The following is a 16,186-nucleotide window of genomic DNA, read 5'->3' as shown; positions in this document are numbered from 1 at the left end:
AAGTAATTGCGAACCGCGCATGCAGCCGGCTGCTCATACGAAAGCGGCGTGACCATCGATCACGCCGCTTTCTTATCTTGTAGAGGATAGATTAGAGTGCCAGTTGCGGAGCTTGGATTTCGAGCCGGTCTATCGCCGGGCGTCGTACGCCTCGCGGCTCAATCTCGACCCAGCGCTTTTCAAGCCGCGAGCATTCGATAGCTTCCAGCAGCAGCAGTCCTTCTTCCGCCTCATTGAACCCGAGCACATAGGGGTGAGGCAAGCGAGTGGTACCGGTCTTGTGTTGCAGCAGGGCGTCCGCCAGGTCGGCATAATAATTTGCGAAAGCTTCGATGAAGCCCGAAGGATGACCCGCCTTGAACCGCTCATAGCGGCTAGCGTTGGCGATCATAATTTCCGGGCTGGCGCGATCGAGGACCTGCCTGCGGCCGCTGCGGTCGTAGAAATAGGCAATCTCGGGGTTTTCCTGAAGCCATTCGATTGATGCCTTGGAGCCATAGAGCCGAACACGCAGCCCGTTGCGTTGCCCGAGCGCTGTCTTGCCGTACCACATGCTGCAATGCAGACCGCCGGCGCAGCGCACAAGCGCCTGTACATTGTCGAGTACCTGCGGAAAGTTGCCGAAACTCTGGCTGGTCGCGCAGACTTCTTCCGGCTCCCGCTGGGTAAGAAAATGAAGCAACGAGTGCACATGAACGCCGAGATCGAGCGAAACGGTCGGCACGGGACCGTCACGCAAGCGCCAATCCTGTGGCGTCATCGGCGTCCCGTCGCGGCGGAAACGGAGGAAGCTCTCCTGCGGCATCTCAATATGGATCTGCTGCAATTCACCGAAAACACCATGCTCGACCATGCCGCGGATTTCGCGGAGCATGGGGTACCCCGTGTAATTGTAGGTTACGGCCAAAAAGGTCCCGTTACTGCGCGCATTGTCGATCATGCGCGTCTCGGCGCTCGAGCCGGCAAGGGCCTTTTCCGAGATCACCGGAATACCCGCCTCGAGTGCGCCGACAACCTGCTTCGTATGTTGCTGCGTCGGCGTAAGCACGACGAGAGCATCGATGTTGCCGGCTTCTTTCGATAGCAACTTATCGAAGTCGGCATGGCAGCGCTCCGGCAAAATGCGGTACTGTTCCGCTGTCTCGCGATTGATCTCGCCGTGGCGGCTGAAGCAGCCGGCGACGAGATCGAATTTCTGATCAAGTTCGATTGCATCGCGATGAGCGCGACCTACAGCAGAATTGACGGCGCCGCCCAGAAAGGCGAGGCGCAGCTTTCCCGCTACTCCCTGGCTTGAGCGGCTCATGCGAGGTCTCCTTGCATCGTTTGGAGCGAAATGAACGTTTTGAAATCCGGCGCCACCTTCAGCATCTCGTCTTGCGTCTCGAAACGGGCGTAGAGGATGGCGAGCTTGTCGAGCGGTGCCGAATTCATCGGTTTGCCCGTGGTCTTGAGTTGTGCGATGCGGACATCGGATGATGGAATGGAATGTGAGAAGGAAAACGGCGTCGAGGGCCTGTCGGAGGTGATGGTGTGGCGCCCAAAAAAAAGCGGCGGTTTGAAGCGCGGATTGACCGAAAATTCCTCGCCCAGCAGCAGCGTTATGACGAGGTCGGCATAATCGATGCCGAGAGACTGGTCGACAAGTGAGCCGTAAAGATCACCCGGGCACCGTCGCATGCATTCGACTATCCAGACATCGTCGCCATTTGACAGGAACTGCGTATGGATGAGGCCGTCCTGCAGTCCGAGCAGCTTGACGACACGCGCCATAATGGCACGCGTCTTCGAACGGACAGTTTCGGAGAGTCGCGACGGATGATTCGATGAATCGACCTGGTATGGGTAGACTGTGCAATATTCGTCGACGAAGACGTCGAAGACGATTTCCTGGTCCTTGATGAAGGCGGAATGGCTGTGCAGGCTGCCTTCGACGAATTCCTCTATAACGATCTCCGCCGCGCGCGAGTTGCGCCGGGCGTCGGCGACGGCGTCCGCAAGTTCTATCTTGTCGAAAACCTTCGTGACGCCACGACCGCTGAAACTGTCGCTTGGCTTTACAAGCAGCGGGTAGCGCAGTGCGCCGGTCTCGACCGGCGAGTCGCCATGCAGACGCACTGAACGTGGGGCAGGGATATCGTACTGCTCGGTGAAGCTGCGGAACGCCTGCTTGGTGTGAATGATGGTCGCAGTTTCCAGCGAATCGAAGCGCGGGAATCCGAGCTTTTCGGCGACGAAGGTGGTCGACATATAGGCAACGTCATTGCCGGTCGGCACGATGAAATCGAAATCGCCGCTCTCGACGAGGGAGAGCAGCACGGTCGGATCGCTGTAGTCGATGAAATGCGATTGATCTGCATGCGCGTGGCAGGGCTCATCCGGCCGGTTTCCGCACACGGAAATATGCAGGCCGCGCCTTTTCAGCGCGAATAGAAGGGGAACTGCGCTGAAGTTGCTGCCGACCAGCAATGCTCTCTTGGTCATTCTCAAATCCCTCCCACATCCCCTGACGAGTTAGGGGCGTTCCGCATCAAACCGCTGGAGCAGCAGATTGACAGCTCTCTTCCATCCGCTTCCGGTGTTCAAAGACTCGGAAATGGATGCGGTGATCAAAATCGTAGGCCGCGGGCGTTTCCCGAGGCTTGCTGATCGAGGCGGTGGACTTCCCATCGCTCCGATCTGCGTTCAGCGCTACAGGATGACTTTCTGCAGAATGCGTTGGGGGCTTATGCCGAGATCCTCAATCTGATCGTAGATTTCCGGCGCGCTTTGCACGGCGCCGATCATAATCGGCAGGTCATCCGACAGGGCCGAATGAGGAGAGCGCACTTCAATGCCGCCGAGCCTCTGGTCGATCATTTCGGGACGCGGATCAATGAAATAAGCGATTTTGCTCGTTTTAAAGAACTGCGACTTGCGGCGAATGATCTGAGCCTGTCCGCCGATCCCCCAAACCACAACGCCCTCAGGATAGGCCGGCTCGAATGCCGTCTCCAGCACCGAAGGTTGCAGCTTGGATTTCAGCAATTCCAGGGTATCCGGCGTAACCGTCAAAATCCGCTGCCAAACGAGATCGTCAAGGAAAATGAGGCGCGCGCCGCGAACTCTCAGCAGATGGTGAAGTTCTACGATCGACACTAACTGGTCATCGGTCACGCGATCCGTTTTGAAATCGCAGCTGATTTGGAAGTTGCAATCGGTAAGGCCATTCTCGACGATCAGGTCGGCATATTGCCGAAGTTCGTCTGAGGAGCTGTTTTCCGGCAAAAGAATATATTTTATGACGACATTGCGCGAAGAGCAGGCAGCATAGCGGCGCAGGTTTTCGAATACCCGCTCGAAATGTTTATACTTGCGGATCTCACTGAAATTCTTGCTGTTTCCGGCGTCGATGCTGGTAACGATATGGGCTTGGTCCTTCCGGAGAAGGTCGGCAAGGGTCTCCGAATACATCGTCGCGTTAGTGATGACGCGTTGCTTTACATCGGAAATGCCCTCGGCCAGCTTGCTGAGAAGCTCGTCGAAGCGCGGCTCGACCGTCGGTTCGCCGCCGCCCCAGACGATATATTCCATGTTCTCGAGCGCCTTCGCATCCTTCAACGTGTCGATAAAGGCGCCGGCGTCATAGGCGGGCTTCTTGCCGCCAAAATACGTTTCGCTGCAATAGGTGCAGCGCATATTGCAAAGCGAGTGATGCTCGAAGGAAAGATACTTGACGCCTTGATCGAGCGGCCGGCCCCAATCCTCGAATTTCAAGAAGGGACAACCGCGGCATTCATCCGAGTTGTCTCGGTTGATCTCGAGGAACAGGGCATCTTTTGCCTGCTTGATATCGCTGTAGGTGAACTGGAAATCCTTGCCGTTGCCGCCAAAAAGAACCACATCGCCTTTCAGTTCGCCTTCATAGGTGAAGCGCTTGCAGCAGGTACGCACCTCGCCAGGCCCGAGCAGAATGGAATGATGAAGGTCGTAGCAGCTCCAGAGCTTCGGGGCGATCTCCGCGAAGACTCTCAGCATATCTTCGGTCGTATCGCCTTTTTCCATGCCGTTCATAAAGGCATCGAAGGTGATCCGATATTTGGTGCGGAAGCCGGATGGCGGAACCGGCAGGGGATAGGCAATCTCGGCAAGCTTCATTGAGCGCATGACACGGCCGTGAAGCGTGGAGAGAATTTTGCCGGCATCCTCGAGCTTGACCACCTTGCCGGGCAGCAGCCTGAGCAGGCGAGACGCGGTCACGTTAATGATGCCGGTCAGGAAAGGATTTTTCAGGTCAGGCCACATCGGCGTGTCCGCCACGAGCGCATGCATGGCATCGAGCGCATCGAAGAAGCCGTCGACATGACGGGTGCTGAGCGAATTTACGATTGAGCCCTGAGTATCGAGCTTGCGGTAGATCTGCCTGTCAAGACTCTTGACAGAACGCGCGCGCATCAGCGCGTGAAACATATAATCGACGTCCTCGTGAAGGCCGCCGCGGAACATGATGTTATTGTCTAGGAGGAAACGGCGGCGGAACAGATGGAAGATGACTGATCGATCAACGCGATCCTGAAGATAATCCGCCAGCCTTTCGGCGCCCTCGACTCGGGCGAGATCCTCGCGGATGCTGGCTTTCAGGCTATTGCCGGTTTCTGCGTCATAAAGGCTGGAGTTGAACGCGAGAATATCCGTGAAGTCTTCGACGGATGCCTGAAGCATCTCCAGAAAGTTGTTCTCCACGACGTCGTCGGCATCCACGAAGCAAATCCATTCGCCTTTTGCTCTGAGTACCCCTGCATTCCTGGCAATGCCGGGTCCGCCGTTGCTGTCGAGGCGCAGGACGCTAAAGTTATTGTGCCCACGACCTATCTCTTCGGCTTTAGCGATCGTGTCGTCCGCCGAGCAATCGTCGACGACAATAATTTCAAATGCCGTCTGCCCCTGCTGACTTAATAGGCTCTGCAGGCATCGCCCGATGACGTTTGATGCGTTGTAGGCGGGAACGACGACGGAAAAAGACGCCTGCACGATCTGCTCGCGTCCGCCGAAACCCGCCATTGTATCATCCATCAACTGCATCATTTGAAACCCTCTGTCTGCATGATCGCGCCATGTCGACCATCAATTAAATCGTGAGAATTGCGCGAAACGTGCGGGTACAGTGAATCTCGCCGGGATCGAGCGGCCCAACCGCTACGCGCTCCATCGCCCGACATCATCAAGCAGCGCGCTCAGGCGAGCGATCCTCGCATCGAGTTCCGGAAAGGCGGCGCGCCAATACTGGTAAACATTGATCAGATTGCGATAGGAGACCGGCAAATCCTGCGGGCTGAGGAATCCGTTGGCGTGCGCATAGTTCAGAATGTCTTCGTAAAAGACGATGGCGTAGATGAAGATCGGGTTCGTGGTGTGGTTTGATTTGGAATTGGAATGCTGCCGGAAATAGGAAAGCGGGTGCGGATGGGCGACGAACGCGCCTTCCTTGGCGAGTTCTGTCCAGCCTGAAAGATCAAGAAGGCCACGGAAGACGCCGTTTTCGGGCCTGAAAAGGCGGAACTCGCCATTTCCGTCAAAGCAGTCCGCCTTACGCATCATCACGGTCGAATATTCGCCGATAAGGTTGAGGTGATGCATCGCGGTCAAGCGGATGAAATCCCGGCCTTCGATGATCTTCAAACCCCGATCGACTTGGAAATGGTTGATCAGGTTGATGAAGTTGTTCCTCTCGTCGATCACGTGCCGCGGTGAAAAGGCAAGTTTCGTCCCTCTGCCGCGCGTCGCCTCCAGCGCTTCGAGAAGAAACTGCACGCAGAAAGGGCTAAGCACGTCGTCATCGAATAGAAATTTGATGTATTCGCCCTCAGCGAGACCGGCCAGCCTCATGATATTGGTGTATTCGCCGGGATGGGGATTGCGGCTATAAGCAATGAGGCTGGAATACCGTGAACAGATTGCCTCGATGGCGTCCGTCGGGCAATCGTCCGAGACAATGATCTCGACATCCGCATAGCTTTGCGCGATTGCGCTCTTTAGGGCGAGTTCAAAGAAATCAGGCTTGTAGGCCGGTATACAGATCGACACGCGCGGCAAATGTTTCTCCCTTGAAACGCTTCTCTCCAGCCTCAGCCGGCGAGAGCGGTGATCGCTTCGCCGAAGGACCAAGCAGACCGCTTGCCATGACCATAGAATTCGGGCATTACGCGAGGCTTGCGCAGAAGGGCAGGCAAAATCGGCAAAAGACGCCTCGGATCTCGCTCGATAGCTGAATGATTGCTGGGAGAAGGTGGCACGCTCTCGGGCATTCGCAATTCTGCGTTCCACGAGCATCGGCCTGTGTGGTGGACGCTCTGCGCTGCGTCACCCGCTTGGCGGAATTCCCTAACGCGAAAACTGAATGATCTCGCCTTTGTATTGCTTGCGGATGGTCTCGCGGAAACCGAGTTTGGCTGCGACCCGCAGCGAGGCGTGGTTCTCGGGACTGATGATGCAGCTCATCGGCTTTCCCGGAAAATGCGCCTCCGCCCAGCCGATCAGAGCCGTCAGCGCCTCTGTGGCATAACCGTGGCCGTGAGCCGCGGGCATCAGCGCCCAGCCGATCTCCATCGTTCCCTCGATCGACGGTTCCATATCGCGCCGGGCTTCGAGGAAACCAGCTTCGCCGATGAACCTACCGCTTTCCCTTTCCACGATCGCCAGAAAGCCGAAACCCATATGGTGCCACATGCCGGCGATGCGCAGCATGCGGCTCCAGCTCTGCTCGCGCGTCGACGGCGCACCGGTAATGAAGCGAACGACCTTTTCGTCCGCCCATAGCGCCGCATGCGCCTCGAAATCGTCGAGGCGGTGAGGGCGAAGCGTCAGCCGCTCTGTTTCCAAGGTGGGTATGTCGATCACGAGGAATCCTTGTGGAAGTCGCGTTCAGGCGCCGGGCTCACCGTCCCAATAGTCGAGGTCGCCTTCGGTCCTTCCGATATGGCGGAATCGCCCGGTTTCTGTCGCGTCCCTGTTGGTCTTGGCAAGGAACTTTCCGGAATCGGGATATTCGACGATTTCGGTCTTCGCCATCGTCGAGATGCCGAGATAGACGAGGGTGGTTGTGCCGGTATTGATAAGCTGATGCGCCGTTTCCGGCCCGCCCGCCGGTGCGCCGAGCACGTCGCCTGCCTTGATCGGATGGCGCTCGTCGCCGAAACGGTATTCGCCGGTGCCTGCGATCACGTAGAACAGCTCGTCTTCGACATGGTGATTGTGGAAGGGGCAGCTCGATTTGCCGGATGGCACCTCATTGTAGCTGATGCCGAGGCCCGCCAGGCCGAGCAGCGCTCCGAAGGAGACGTCGGCGCCTTCGTAGAGCTCGCCCTGTTTCCAGTGGTCGACCTTGAGATCAGCGATATTGATCACCGTTTTCGATTCCGCCGCCATGATGTTCTCCTGTTGCAGGATGAGAAACTATCATCTTGCCGGAAAATTCAATGGCAATCGCGCGCTGACCCGGGAAAATCCTCGGCATGGGCGGAGAGGAGAACGCCGCCCATGCTTCGAGCGCCGCACTTCGGATGGATGCGCCAGACGCTCTGTTGCTGTCGTGACCTCAGCGGACGTAGAAGGTCACGCTTCCGTCCGCCGCCTGTTCGGCATTGACGATGTTGCGGACATCGACCCCCTCGTTGTTCAGACGGTGTGCAAGCGATCTGTTGGCATCGATCGAGGCCTGGATGCCGCGTATGGCCTGCCCGGAGCGTTCCGGGGCCGAGCGCGGACCTGTCGTCTCGTCGTCGAGATTGTGCCAGTTGCGGACCTGCTCGACATTGAAGTTATTACCCCGGAAGGTCCTGAGCGTCTGCTCGATGCCTTGGGCGGAGTTCATTCCGAAGCTCGCGGCTTGGCTGACGCCGGCAAATGCGAGAGAGGAGAGGGCTGCGGCGATGGTGATTGTGACAACGCGGTTCATGATTTAATCCTTTCATCTGCTTTGACGGTCGGCTGTCGTGCAGGGGATCGTCTGCGTCACAATAAGGAGCTGGCGTTGCCGTTTTCGCCATTCAATAGGTTAAGCCACTGAAAACGCATTAAAAATTCTTCATGAAAACGGCCTTCGAATTGCCGTTTTCCGCGCTTCCGGAAAAGCGGATTTCGGAGGCTTGGCCGGCTCGGCAGGGATGGTGCGGCTATCCCCTTGTCGATATTTCCTCTTTCGCAGTTGCGGCACCGGCCGAAAGTGCTTGCCATTCCGATGAAGGCATGTTTTGACCGCGGGCTGTCGAGTGGAAAAAGTACCGCCAACCGAAGGTAAACAATGTCGAGAGAGACCGCTCCCCATATTTTGATCGTCGAGGCCCGCTTCTATGACGACATGGCCGATGCGCTGCTCGAAGGCGCGACCTTTGCGCTCGAGCAGGCCGGCGCCACCTATGAGGTCGTCACCGTTCCCGGCGCGTTGGAAATTCCAGCGGCGATTGCCATGGCGCTCGATGGGGACGACAATGGCGGCACGCATTATGACGGCTATGTCGCTCTCGGCATGGTCATTCGCGGCGAGACCTACCATTTCGATATCGTATCGAACGAATCCTCGCGCGCTCTGATGGACCTCGCGGTTAGTGAATCCCTTGCCATCGGCAACGGCATTCTGACCGTGGAAAATGACGAACAGGCTTGGGCGCGCGCCCGCCGTTCGGACAAGGACAAGGGCGGGTTTGCCGCTCGTGCGGCTCTGACGATGATCGCGCTGAAGCAGAAACTGGGTGCATAACGAATGAACGACGACAAGACGGAACGGCCGGTCAAGACTGCGAACCAGCGGGGCGCTGCCCGCCTGGCGGCCGTTCAGGCGCTTTATCAGATGGATGTCGGTGGCACCGGCGTTCTGGAAATCGTCGCTGAATACGAGGCGCACCGCCTCGGCCAGGAACTCGACGGCGCGACCTATCTGAAGGCCGATGCCGCCTGGTTCCGCTCCATCGTCTCCGGCGTCGTGCGTGATCAGGTCCGTCTAGATCCGCTGATTGCTGCAGCGCTGCAGGATGATTGGGCGCTGTCGCGCCTCGACAGCACGGTTCGCGCCATCCTGCGCGCCGGCGTCTTCGAGCTCCTGGATCGCAAGGACGTCCCGGTGGCGGTCATCGTCACTGAATATGTCGAGATCGCTCGAGCCTTTTTTGATGACGACGAGCCGAAGCTCGTCAACGCCGTACTCGACCGCATCGCCAAGCAGGTCCGCGGCGAAGCGAAGAAGTAACTCTTTAGCGCCGAACAATCTCACCTACGTCTTTCTTCGTACCGCAATGGTTTTCGGCCTTTGCGGACTTGACGCCACGTAATCGACCACGCAATCTCCCCACCGCTTAGCTGTGCATTTCTGTGGAGAGGAAGGCGAGTCGGCGGCGTATCTGCCGGAAAAGGAGTGAGTTCCGGCCTATGGAGGAAAGAGCGAAATGACCATTCTTTTATGCGTAATCGCATGCGGTCTGCTCTCGGTGGTCTATGCCGCCTGGGCAACCCGGTCGGTGCTTGCCGCCGATCAGGGCAACAGCCGGATGCAGGAGATCGCGGGCTACATCCGCGAGGGCGCCCAAGCCTACCTGACGCGTCAGTATAGAACCATCGCGCTTGTCGGCGTCGTTGTTTTCATCGCAGCCTGGCTGCTTCTCTCCGCCACCGCCGCCATCGGTTTCCTGATCGGCGCCGTACTATCAGGTGCTGCCGGTTTCATCGGCATGCACGTCTCCGTCCGCGCCAACGTGCGCACCGCCCAGGCAGCGTCCGCCAGCCTTTCCGCCGGCCTCGACATCGCCTTCAAGTCTGGCGCGATCACTGGCATGCTGGTGGCGGGCCTCGCGCTGCTCGGCGTCTCCATCTACTATACGATATTGACCGTCGGGCTCGGACATGAGAGCGGCTCGCGCGAAGTCATCGACGCGCTGGTGGCGCTCGGTTTCGGCGCCTCGCTGATCTCGATTTTCGCCCGTCTCGGGGGCGGCATTTTCACCAAGGGCGCCGATGTCGGCGGCGACCTCGTCGGCAAGGTGGAGGCCGGTATCCCCGAAGACGATCCGCGCAATCCGGCAACGATCGCCGATAACGTCGGCGACAATGTCGGCGACTGCGCCGGCATGGCCGCCGACCTTTTCGAGACCTATGCGGTCTCCGTCGTCGCCACCATGGTCCTCGCAGCGATCTTCTTTGCCGGCGCGCCGATTCTCCAGTCTGCGATGATCTATCCGCTGGCGATCTGCGGTGCCTGCATCATCACCTCGATCATCGGCACCTTCTTCGTCAAGCTCGGCTCGAACGGCTCGATCATGGGCGCGCTGTACAAGGGTCTCATCGTCACCGGCCTGCTGTCGATTGTCGGTCTCGGCGCCGCCACCTCGCTGACCGTCGGCTGGGGCTCGCTCGGCACGGTCGCCGGCGCCGACGTCACGGGTACGAACCTCTTTGTCTGCGGTCTCGTCGGCCTCGTCGTCACCGCCTTGATCGTGGTTATCACCGAATATTATACCGGCACCGGCAAACGCCCCGTCGTTTCGATCGCCCAGTCTTCGGTGACCGGTCACGGCACCAACGTCATCCAGGGCCTTGCGGTCTCGCTAGAATCGACCGCCCTGCCGGCGATCGTCATTGTCGGCGGCATTCTCGCCACTTACCAGCTCGGCGGCCTCTTCGGCACCGGCATCGCCGTCACCGCCATGCTCGGCCTTGCCGGCATGATCGTTGCGCTGGATGCTTTCGGCCCAGTTACCGACAATGCCGGCGGCATCGCCGAAATGTCGCATCTGCCGCCGGAAGTGCGCAAGTCGACCGACGCGCTCGACGCCGTCGGCAACACCACCAAAGCGGTCACCAAGGGTTACGCGATCGGTTCTGCCGGTCTCGGCGCGCTGGTGCTCTTTGCCGCCTACGCCAACGACCTGCAGTATTTTGCGGCCCACGGCGACCAGTATCCCTACTTCGCCAATATCGGCACGATCTCCTTCGAACTGTCGAACCCTTACGTCGTCGCCGGCCTGCTTTTCGGCGGCTTGATTCCCTATCTGTTCGGCGGCATCGCCATGACAGCCGTCGGCCGCGCCGCCGGTTCGATCGTCGAGGAGGTTCGCCGGCAGTTCAAGATGAAGCCCGGTATCATGCAGGGAACGGAAAAACCGGATTACGGCAAGGCCGTCGACCTGCTGACCAAGGCCGCCATCCGCGAGATGATCGTGCCTTCGCTGCTGCCGGTGCTCGCTCCCGTCGTCGTCTATTTCGGCGTGCTTCTGATTTCCGGCTCCAAGGCCTCGGCCTTTGCCGCCCTCGGCGCATCGCTGCTCGGCGTCATCATCAACGGCCTCTTCGTCGCCATCTCGATGACCTCGGGCGGCGGCGCCTGGGACAATGCCAAGAAGAGCTTCGAGGACGGGTTTGTCGACAAGGATGGCGTGCGCCACATGAAGGGCTCGGATGCGCACAAGGCCTCCGTTACCGGCGATACCGTCGGTGATCCCTACAAGGATACCGCCGGCCCCGCCGTCAACCCGGCGATCAAGATCACCAACATTGTTGCGCTGCTGTTGCTTGCCGTTCTCGCGGGCTGATGCAGATTGCAAAAGGGCAGCAGGCCGCCGTGGCGCTGAAAATACACCCATTGAAAAACCCGCCGGATCGCTCCGGCGGGTTTTTCATTGAAAGCGTGTCGATCAGCGCAGGCTGCTCGGATTTTGTGGCGTGCCACCGGCGCCGCCGCCGAACAGGCTGCGGGCAGCACTTGCTGCGCTGCCGCCGGAGAGCATCTGCTGCAGGAAGGTGAGTTCCTTGCCGCCGGTCGGCGTGACGCGCGAGATCGTATCGAAGACCTTGCCGTCCTGCAGTGTGTAATTGGCACGGCGGGTGACGACGCCGTTCTTGTCGAAATAAATGGCCAGAACGGTCTGGTCGACGACCTTCAGCTTCTGGAAGGCGACGGCGCGCGTGCGCCGCTGCGAAATATAATAGAAGACCTCACCGTCAAAGGTCGCCGTCGTCGATGGCGTGCCGAGCGAAAGCAGGACCTGTTCGCGGCTGGAACCTTCCGGAACGAGATTGAGCGACTGTTGATCGACGACATAGCCGCCGTTGAGCACTGTGCCGGTCTGGCAGCCTGAAAGAACTGATGTGGAGGCGATTATGAAGGCAATGGCCGCGCTGCTGAAGAGTTTCATGTCAGACTTGAAATACCGTTTCTTCAACGACATCTACTCCCTTGGGTGTCGATAGCAGCCATTTTGGGCCTTGCACGCTTTCCTCCTGCAAAACCATTGTGGCCATTCCGGGTCGAGTTTCCCGAATTCGCTTCGCTGGCGCCTCGAAGGCGTCGTCCTGAAGCTGGCCACGAACGGCATTGCAATTCGCGCCTGCTTCGGTAAACCAGCTTTCGAAATCATGCAACAAGGCCGGACGCCAGCCGGCGTGAAGAATGAGGCATTTCCGGAAAAAACAATGATCCTCGGGCTCTTCCGCAAGAAAAACAACAATCAGATGATCGTCGACAGGCAATATGCAGCGCTGACCGCAGCCGCGCGCGTGCCCGATCTCTACGAGCGGCTCAATGTACCGGATACCGTCATGGGCCGCTTCGAAATGCTGTCGATCGTAATGATTCTGTTTTTTCGCCGCACGCGCGCCTCTGCCGTCAGCGGCCAGGAGATTGCCCAGGAGATCGTCGATGCCTTCTTTCAGGACATCGACTATTCGATCCGCGAGCTCGGCATCGGCGACAACAGCGTGCCGAAACGCATGAAGAAGCTCGCCGGCATGTTCTACGGCCGGCTCGAAACCTATTCGAAGGCGATGGATGCCGGCGATGCCGAGGCGCTGGCGCTTGCATTAACGCGCAATATCTATCCGGAAACCGAGACGCCGGCCGATATGTCCGGCCTGGTCAGCTGGATGATCGCCGCAGAATCTCATCTGTCCGCCGTTCCGGAAGAGCTGATCGCCAGCGGTTCGGCAACGCTGCCGCCGGTCGCCTGAAGGAGGAAACGATGAAGAACGATCGGGACGATGTTCCCTTCTCCTATCACGTCAAGGTCGGCCACATCTCGGCCAATCCCGTCGAGGTTCATATCGAGGCCGATGCCAGCGAGTTGAAGGCGCTTGCCGGGGCCTGGAGCGTCGTCTCCGTCGACGATCTCAGCGCCGATCTGCAGATCGCCCGCTGGAAACGCGACGGCGTCCGCATCAAGGGCCGCGTCCAGGCGAAGATCGTCCAGTCCTGCGTCGTGACGCTGGAACCGGTCGAAGCCGTGATCGACGAAAGTTTCGAGCAGATTTTCGTGCCTGAGGGTTCCAAGCTTGCACGCCAGCCCGGTAACGACGCCGGCGAGATGCTGCTCGATCCCGATGGTCCCGATCTGCCCGAGACCTTTGTCGGCGACACGATCGATGCCGGCGAGGTGGTTGCCGAATTCGCCGCTCTCGCGATCGATCCCTATCCCCGCAAGCAGGGTGTCGAGTTCAAGGGCCATATCGAGGATAGCGGCGAAAACGACAAAAAACCCTCCGCTTTCGCGGTCCTCAAGGACTGGAAAAAGGACTGAAGCACCTCTGGCATTTGACATAATTCAGTTGTATGCGACGCCAAAACCGGTATTTTGGCCCAAATTTCGCGCCTCGGCGAAAAGAAGGATCAGGGACGCGTGATCAGAATATCTCTCGACCTCATGGGTGGCGACTTTGGTCCCCAGGTTGTCATCCCCGGCGCCGCCAAGGCACTGGACCGGCATCCGGATATTTCCTTCGTTTTCTACGGTCTTAAAGAACAGTGCGATCCCTTTCTCGCCAAGTTCCCGAAACTCAAGGAAAAATCGGTCTTTCACGACTGTGAGCTTGCTGTCAGCATGGAAGAGAAGCCGAGCCAGGCGCTGCGCCGCGGCCGCTATATCTCGACCATGTGGCGCTCGATCGAGGCGGTGAAGACGGGCGATGCCGATGTCGCTGTCTCTGCCGGCAACACCGGCGCACTGATGGCGATGGCGAAATTCTGTCTTCGCACGATGGCCAATATCGAGCGCCCGGCGATCGCAGCGATCTGGCCGACGCTGAAGGGGGAGAGCATCGTGCTCGATGTCGGTGCGACGATCGGCGCAGATGCGCAGCAACTGATGGATTTTGCGCTGATGGGCGGCGCCATGGCGCGCGCGCTTTTCGAGATCGAACGCCCGACGATCGGCCTTCTGAACGTCGGTGTCGAGGAGGTGAAAGGCCAGGAAGAGGTCAAGGAGGCCGGCCGCCTGTTGCGCGAGGCGAATATCGATTCGCTCGAATATTCCGGCTTCGTCGAGGGCAACGATCTCGGAAAGGGCACGGTCGACGTTGTCGTCACCGAAGGCTTCTCCGGCAACATCGCGCTCAAGACCGCCGAAGGCACCGCCAAGCAGATCGCCGAATATCTGCGTGCCGCCATGTCCCGCACGTTGCTCGCCCGTATCGGCTATCTCTTCGCCAAGAGCGCCTTCGATATGCTGCGCGAGAAGCTCGATCCGAGCAAGGTCAATGGCGGAGTGTTTCTCGGGCTGAACGGCATCGTCATCAAGAGCCATGGCGGCGCCAACGCCGAAGGCATCGCTGCTGCCATCGAGGTCGGTTACGACATGGCTAAGAACGGCCTCAATCAGAAAATAGAAAACGATCTTAAGAAATATCATGCCAAGCGGCTGCCTCCCATAGGCCCGGAAGCGGCATGAGCTATGGGGTTCAATCGAATATGATCCGTTCAGTGGTTCGCGGATTCGGAGCCGCACTTCCGAAGCGCGTGATGACCAATCGTGATATGGAGGCCATCGTCGATACGTCGGACGAATGGATCGTCCAGCGCACCGGCATCCGCCAGCGTTACGTAGCCGGCGACGACGAGACGACGGCCTCGCTTGGCGAAGCCGCCGCGCGTGCGGCCCTTGCCAATGGCGGCCTGACGCCCGCCGATATCGATCTTATCATCTGTGCCACCTCGACGCCGGACAACACCTTTCCGGCAACCTCGGTCAACATCCAGAACCGTCTCGGCATGAGCCACGGTTTTGCCTTCGACGTCCAGGCCGTCTGCACCGGCTTCGTCTATGCGGTCACGACCGCGGACGCCTATATCCGCGGCGGCCTTGCAAAGCGCGTTCTCGTCATCGGTGCCGAGACTTTTTCGCGCATTCTAGACTGGAACGATCGCACCACCTGCGTGCTTTTCGGCGATGGCGCCGGCGCGATCGTGCTCGAGGCGGCAGAAGGCGAGGGCACGTCTGCCGATCGCGGTGTGCTGACCGCGCATCTGCGCTCCGACGGTTCGCACAAAGACAAGCTTTATGTCGATGGCGGACCGTCGACGACGGGCAGCGTCGGCAAGCTGCGCATGGAAGGCCGCGAGGTCTTCAAATATGCAGTCGGCATGATCACCGATGTCATTCAGGCCGCTTTCGATTCGACAGGGACAACTGCCGAAGACCTCAACTGGCTGGTGCCGCACCAGGCCAATCGACGCATCATCGACGGTTCGGCGAAGAAGCTGAACATCGATGCGGACAAGGTCGTCGTCACCGTCGACCTGCACGGCAATACCTCAGCCGCCTCGATCCCGCTCGCGCTTGCGACCGCTGCCGGCGACGGCCGCATCAAAAAGGGCGACCTCGTGATGCTCGAAGCGATGGGCGGCGGCTTCACCTGGGGCGCTGTTCTGCTCCGCTGGTAAGCACGAATCCTAAAAAACTGGCGGCGAACAAGAGCTTGACCGTGAGGCGCAAGACAAATACTCTTCGTTCGCTTTCAAAAAATATTTTGTAATGGGCGGGGAAACCATGACCGGAAAAACAGTGACGCGAGCAGACCTGGCGGAATCCGTTTTCCGCAAGGTTGGTCTTTCCCGGACCGAATCCGCTGAACTTGTGGAAACCGTCATCGACGAAATCTGCAACGCCATTGTCCGTGGCGAAACCGTCAAGCTTTCCTCCTTCGCGACCTTTCAGGTTCGCGATAAGAACGAGCGGATCGGCCGCAATCCGAAGACCGGCGAGGAGGTTCCGATCTCTCCCCGCCGGGTGATGACCTTCAAGGCTTCGAATGTCCTGAAGACACGTATCCTCAAGGCGCATGTCTCCCGCAAGGTCAAGCTGAAGCCGCAGAATCCGGCTCTCTGAGATCGGACTTCCTCTTGTTGGTGCGTGTTTTTTTCACGCTGGTCGATCCCCTGTGCGCAACGTCGAGA

At 58.9% G+C, this 16,186-nt stretch carries 16 protein-coding genes; 8 read left to right on the top strand and 8 right to left on the bottom strand.

The genetic code is table 11. The features are described from left to right. Positions 1-91: 91 nt before the first annotated feature. The 7 genes from FHT70_RS05880 to FHT70_RS05850 form a co-directional block, all read right to left on the bottom strand. Complete coding sequence (locus tag FHT70_RS05880) at positions 92-1,306, bottom strand: Gfo/Idh/MocA family oxidoreductase (RefSeq protein WP_183699517.1); 1,215 nt, start codon at positions 1,304-1,306, stop codon at positions 92-94. Next, complete coding sequence (locus FHT70_RS05875; protein WP_183699515.1) at positions 1,303-2,484, bottom strand: ATP-grasp domain-containing protein; 1,182 nt, start codon at positions 2,482-2,484, stop codon at positions 1,303-1,305. The genes FHT70_RS05880 and FHT70_RS05875 overlap by 4 nt, the downstream gene beginning before the upstream one ends. A gap of 207 nt (positions 2,485-2,691) precedes the next feature. Then, positions 2,692-5,052 (bottom strand): glycosyltransferase, encoded by a 2,361-nt coding sequence (locus FHT70_RS05870; RefSeq protein WP_246721758.1) that lies wholly within the window; start codon positions 5,050-5,052, stop codon positions 2,692-2,694. 123 nt (positions 5,053-5,175) lie between these two features. Next, the gene (locus FHT70_RS05865; RefSeq protein ID WP_097598425.1) at positions 5,176-6,072 is read right to left on the bottom strand and encodes a glycosyltransferase; all 897 of its coding nucleotides are present in this window, start codon (positions 6,070-6,072) and stop codon (positions 5,176-5,178) included. 288 nt (positions 6,073-6,360) lie between these two features. Further along, complete coding sequence (locus FHT70_RS05860; protein ID WP_183699511.1) at positions 6,361-6,876, bottom strand: GNAT family N-acetyltransferase; 516 nt, start codon at positions 6,874-6,876, stop codon at positions 6,361-6,363. A gap of 24 nt (positions 6,877-6,900) precedes the next feature. Next, positions 6,901-7,404, bottom strand: coding sequence for a cupin domain-containing protein (locus FHT70_RS05855; RefSeq protein WP_183699509.1), 504 nt, complete (start codon positions 7,402-7,404; stop codon positions 6,901-6,903). A 169-nt stretch (positions 7,405-7,573) separates the two neighbouring features. Beyond that, positions 7,574-7,933 (bottom strand): hypothetical protein, encoded by a 360-nt coding sequence (locus FHT70_RS05850; RefSeq protein ID WP_183699507.1) that lies wholly within the window; start codon positions 7,931-7,933, stop codon positions 7,574-7,576. Between the two features lie 345 nt (positions 7,934-8,278). Here FHT70_RS05850 and FHT70_RS05845 point away from each other — a divergent pair, with 345 nt between their 5' ends. The 3 genes from FHT70_RS05845 (at position 8,279) to FHT70_RS05835 (ending at position 11,555) form a co-directional block, all read left to right on the top strand. Beyond that, entirely contained in the window at positions 8,279-8,734 is a 456-nt protein-coding gene (locus FHT70_RS05845; RefSeq protein ID WP_011424856.1) for a 6,7-dimethyl-8-ribityllumazine synthase, read from the top strand. A gap of 3 nt (positions 8,735-8,737) precedes the next feature. Next, positions 8,738-9,220: a transcription antitermination factor NusB gene (gene nusB, locus FHT70_RS05840; protein ID WP_064706868.1), complete on the top strand. Its 483-nt coding sequence runs from the start codon at positions 8,738-8,740 to the stop codon at positions 9,218-9,220. Positions 9,221-9,416: 196 nt separating this feature from the next. Further along, the gene (locus FHT70_RS05835; protein WP_085777719.1) at positions 9,417-11,555 is read left to right on the top strand and encodes a sodium-translocating pyrophosphatase; all 2,139 of its coding nucleotides are present in this window, start codon (positions 9,417-9,419) and stop codon (positions 11,553-11,555) included. 102 nt (positions 11,556-11,657) lie between these two features. Here FHT70_RS05835 and FHT70_RS05830 read toward each other — a convergent pair whose 3' ends face one another. Beyond that, positions 11,658-12,191 carry an outer membrane protein assembly factor BamE gene (locus FHT70_RS05830; RefSeq protein WP_085777720.1) on the bottom strand — a complete coding sequence of 178 codons (534 nt, stop codon included), beginning with the start codon at positions 12,189-12,191 and terminating at the stop codon, positions 11,658-11,660. A 187-nt stretch (positions 12,192-12,378) separates the two neighbouring features. On the opposite strand from FHT70_RS05830, the gene FHT70_RS05825 reads away from it, so the two are divergent. From FHT70_RS05825 to FHT70_RS05805, 5 genes are all read left to right on the top strand, one after another. Continuing rightward, positions 12,379-12,969 carry a ubiquinol-cytochrome C chaperone family protein gene (locus FHT70_RS05825; protein ID WP_183699505.1) on the top strand — a complete coding sequence of 197 codons (591 nt, stop codon included), beginning with the start codon at positions 12,379-12,381 and terminating at the stop codon, positions 12,967-12,969. Positions 12,970-12,980: 11 nt separating this feature from the next. Continuing rightward, positions 12,981-13,535, top strand: a complete 555-nt coding sequence (locus tag FHT70_RS05820; protein ID WP_085777721.1) for a DUF177 domain-containing protein — start codon at positions 12,981-12,983, stop codon at positions 13,533-13,535. Positions 13,536-13,634: 99 nt separating this feature from the next. Continuing rightward, positions 13,635-14,681 carry a phosphate acyltransferase PlsX gene (gene plsX, locus FHT70_RS05815; RefSeq protein WP_097598536.1) on the top strand — a complete coding sequence of 349 codons (1,047 nt, stop codon included), beginning with the start codon at positions 13,635-13,637 and terminating at the stop codon, positions 14,679-14,681. Between the two features lie 20 nt (positions 14,682-14,701). Further along, positions 14,702-15,673 carry a beta-ketoacyl-ACP synthase III gene (locus FHT70_RS05810; protein ID WP_183699708.1) on the top strand — a complete coding sequence of 324 codons (972 nt, stop codon included), beginning with the start codon at positions 14,702-14,704 and terminating at the stop codon, positions 15,671-15,673. A 106-nt stretch (positions 15,674-15,779) separates the two neighbouring features. Then, the gene (locus FHT70_RS05805) at positions 15,780-16,118 is read left to right on the top strand and encodes an integration host factor subunit alpha (RefSeq protein ID WP_009987526.1); all 339 of its coding nucleotides are present in this window, start codon (positions 15,780-15,782) and stop codon (positions 16,116-16,118) included. Positions 16,119-16,186 lie beyond the last annotated feature (68 nt).

The organism is Rhizobium sp. BK049, from assembly GCF_014193135.1.
GTDB lineage: Bacteria > Pseudomonadota > Alphaproteobacteria > Rhizobiales > Rhizobiaceae > Rhizobium.
Note: the sequence above shows the minus strand (reverse complement) of the source record. Positions and strands in the feature narration are given on the sequence as shown.